Genomic DNA, 3,275 nt, shown 5'->3' with positions numbered 1-3,275 from the left:
ACAGGCCCTAGTTGAGGATAAGGAACTGCTATGAGCGGTCGACGCAAGGCCGAGATCGATCTCACCGCACTCGCTGGCCTGTTTGGTGTCGACGGTCAGGTAACGCTTGTGGATCCACAACCAGGCGTGCTTGGGCGATGGCAGCCGACCAGGGCAGGGGCCGTCAACTCGTGGCAATGGGCCAGCGAGCAGTTCCTGTTCAGAAACGGTTGGCTCGGCCTGGTGGGACGAAACGGGTCTGGAAAATCGTTGACCGGCTCCACCCTGTTCCCAACCTTCATGGACGGTGACGTCTCACAGAAAGCTCTGGCTGTCTCGGGCCGGTCCGGCTCCACGCTTACCCAGCGGCATACCAGCTGGAAGACCAGTCAACCCAAGGCCGGCCTATGGTGGCAGGAGTTCGGCCGCACCGACCACCCGACAAAAGACGACGACCCGGCTGTGACCCGCTGGATAACCATCGGGCTATGGCTGCGCAGCAGCGGTGGTGACCGAACCGTCCTCGAACGCGGATGGTTCATTGCGCCAGGCCGTGTCGACCAAGACCTTGTCTTCGAGCGGGAGCGAACACCCATAGACGTCGACGACCTGGCCCAACAGTTGGCCGCCATTGATGGCGAGTTCTTCACCTCGCATGAACGTCTGCACCGGGTCGCGTCCCGGCACCTCACAATCGTTCTCGCCGAAGACGATTTCGCAGAGTCCATCCGCAAGGCCCTGTACGATCCGTTGGACTCCGATCAAATGAACGCACTCGCCAACGTGCTACGTGCGCTGCGGAGCGTGCAAGTCAACGACCGGATTAGCCCCGAGCAGATGAAAGCGACCCTGACTTCGGCGCTGCCCGCACTTGATGTGGATCTCGTAAGGCGTCTCGCAGAAGCTCTGGCCAAGGCCGAGCAGATGAGAACCAGACTGGAAACCGCCAAGAAGGAACGGGATAGCCTGGCCCAGATATCCAGCGGCTACCGCCGATATGCGACCGCGGTTGCCACCCTCGTGTCGGCCGCACTTGTTGTAGCAAACCGAGAGTACGCTTCCCGTGCGAAAGAGCGCGACAATCTCATCACGGCATTGAACGCCCATGAACGCACCCAGGACGACAGTACTCGCAAAGCCGAGGAGCTAACCAAGGAACTCAACAAGGTGGCAGCCACGGTCGAGGTCCTACAGAACAAGGCACGCGGACACGCCGGAGCAAGACTGGATGAACTCCGTCAACATTTGACAGAACTCACCGGCATCGCGAACACCGCGCAGAACGAAGCGGATAAGGCAGGAATGCTTCTCGACCAGCAGCGAAGCAACAGCAGCGAGCGGGACGCCGATGCCGCCAACGCATCCGCCGCTCTCCGAACACTACTTTCCCAGCTGGCACAAGACTCTAGCGACCTCTACGCGAGCGCGTATTTCGATACCCTCGAAAAGGAATCAGCGTCGCTCTCCGCGAGTTTCCCTACCCTTCCTGCGGCAGGATTCGACCAACGGGTCGAGCATGCGAAGGCGGCGTTCTACGCATGGATAGACGACCAGCTTTCCGCGCTCCAAGAGGTTCTCGACGCTATTACGCAGCATCGCTCTGCATGCGATACCCGTGATGCGGCCGATCAGAGGTACGCGACTGCTCAAGCAGCGGCTGACACCAAAGCAACGGCAGCACAGCAGGCTGCGGAGGCATCTCAACAAGCCGATAACGAGGTTCTTGACCGGCTGGTGGCGGTTGCCGATTCGTTGACAAGGATGCCCAGACCTCCCGACGCGCTGTTCGAGACGGAGCCACTGGACCTCGACGAGATCCCGCGGTGGGCGGAACGAGCACTTGCCCAGGTTCTGGCCGCCACCGATGTACCAGGAGCCGAGTCGCGCTACGAGGCCGCACGTGAGGCCGCCGACCGAGCCCATCTGAGCGCGGATCACGCAATCGCGGCTGCCACGCGCGCTACGACAACCGTCGCCGAGCAAGCCACCTGCCTCCTCGATGAGAGCGCGTCGCTGGGAGAAGCACCGCCTGCCGTCAGAGAACTGGCTGCGGCACTGACCGAGATCCCCGAGTGTGGTGCGCAACTGCTCCACACGCTTCGCGACCGGATTGAAACATCAGCCGAAGAAGCGCGGCGGCAAGTAACTGAGCGACAAGGTCGACTGCGGCATGCCACAACGCTGTTGACGGACTGGACCCACGCACAAGAACGTGCCCGCCGCGATGCGGTATCAGCCGAGGCTGCGGAGCAGGACGCGCACACTGCCGGACGCCAAGCCGAAGCTGCCGCCCAAGCCGCCATCGCCGAAGCCATCGCTTGGGTCAACGCCGTTCACGCGTGGGTCGACGGGCTCGCATTGATCGATTCCGCGCAGCTGCGGTTGCCCCACCGCGACGAGCCTGCATCAGCTGATCCCGCTCCGTTGACTTCGAGCCTGGAGACGGCGTACCGGGAGACGACGAACGCCCTCACGGCCGAACACACGACCGCGGAAGCAGAGGCCGCTGCCATCCGGGTGCGGTTGGCCGAACTTGAGGACGAGATCGCCGCGACGTCGCGAACCGAGCCCAAACCTGACGCGCCATCCTGGCGCGCGACGAGATCCGATCGGACCGGAGCACCGCTGTGGACCTTGGTCGACTTCGCAGACGATGTCCCTGCTCACCTGGCCGGGGAGTTGGAAGGCGCTCTACTTGCTGCCGGCATCCTGGACGCGTGGGTTTCGGAGGACGGAGATCTGACCGACGGGGACGTGCATCTACGAGCCGGTAAGCCGCTGCCCGGTACCACCCTGGCCGACTTCCTGGTCCCCGAACGCGATTGTGCCGTCCCGGCCGACTACATCCGCGCGATCCTGTCGTCGATCCAAGTAGTCGAAGCTGGTGCCGACGACAAGGCCCGCCCCTCGCTGGTGTTCGAGCTCGGCGGCGTAGTCCGTTCCGGAGTAGTCCACGCAGTCAGTCCGGCCGACTGGGCGCCACAGCACATCGGTGCGACTGCACGCGAGCGGAACCGACAACGCCGGCTAAAGCAGCTGCAGGCGCAGCACGCCGAGCTGAGCGCTGCTCATGCACAGGCTGTGGACAAAGTGCGAAACGCATCGGACAAGATTGCCCAAGCGCAGCAGGAAGCCAACGCGTTGCCGCCAGCTACGGAACTCATGCGTCGACGGGAGCATGCCGCGACGATCCGGGCGGATGCAGAACGGCTGCAGACGACTGCGTCGACAGCACGGGCCGTCGCCGACGATTCTTCCATACTCGCTGATCGCGCCTGGTCCGCCGCAAGCGACGC

Annotated in this window: 1 protein-coding gene; it reads left to right on the top strand. The window is 63.3% G+C overall.

All coding sequences use genetic code 11. The features are described from left to right. Positions 1–30: 30 nt before the first annotated feature. On the top strand, positions 31–3,275 hold a 3,245-nt coding region (locus H5411_RS46040; protein WP_220818369.1), incomplete at its 3' end, for a hypothetical protein.

The organism is Amycolatopsis echigonensis (assembly GCF_014174495.1).
Lineage (GTDB): Bacteria > Actinomycetota > Actinomycetes > Mycobacteriales > Pseudonocardiaceae > Amycolatopsis > Amycolatopsis echigonensis.
This window is presented reverse-complemented; position numbering and strand designations above follow the sequence as displayed.